The sequence below is a fragment of the Microtetraspora sp. AC03309 genome, assembly GCF_020826795.1.
Classification (GTDB): domain Bacteria; phylum Actinomycetota; class Actinomycetes; order Streptosporangiales; family Streptosporangiaceae; genus Microtetraspora; species Microtetraspora glauca.
Genome location: NZ_JADDIL010000588.1, coordinates 1 through 407, shown reverse-complemented (window position 1 = coordinate 407; position 407 = coordinate 1). Strand labels below are relative to the sequence as shown.

2 protein-coding genes are annotated in these 407 nt (G+C 66.1%); one reads left to right on the top strand and one right to left on the bottom strand.

What is annotated here, in order from left to right:
* Positions 1-17: 17 nt before the first annotated feature.
* Positions 18-146 (top strand): SUMF1/EgtB/PvdO family nonheme iron enzyme, encoded by a 129-nt coding sequence (locus IMZ11_RS47000; protein ID WP_374463298.1) that lies wholly within the window; start codon positions 18-20, stop codon positions 144-146.
* On the opposite strand, the gene IMZ11_RS44490 is transcribed toward IMZ11_RS47000, so the two are convergent.
* Positions 143-407: hypothetical protein (locus IMZ11_RS44490; protein WP_255708233.1), on the bottom strand; the 265-nt coding region annotated here is incomplete at its 5' end. The genes IMZ11_RS47000 and IMZ11_RS44490 overlap by 4 nt on opposite strands.

Sequence of the window (407 nt, the reverse complement as noted above, 5' to 3'; positions counted from 1 at the left end):
TCCAGATCGGGCGCAAGGTGATCAAAGGCGGCTCGTTCCTGTGCGCCGACAGCTACTGCATGCGGTACCGCCCAGCCGCCCGCAGGCCCCAGATGGTGGATACCGGCATGAGCCACATCGGTTTTCGATGTGTGAAGAGGCCCTAGCCGAACGCCGGGGCAACAAAGCGCCGCAGCATCTCCTGCTCGGTCGCTTCGTCGGGACCCGGCCAGACCAGCAAGGACAACACCAGGCGCACGATCCACGCCGCAGCTGCCGGATCGTCCTCCCCCAGCCCGGTGAGCTCGGTGGCGAAGGCGGCCGGCACGGACGATTGCGTGAGATCGGCCATCACACCGCCGCCGCGTAGCGAGGCCAGTAGTAGGCCGAACATCGGGTCACATCGAATGCGTTGCAGTGCAACGGTG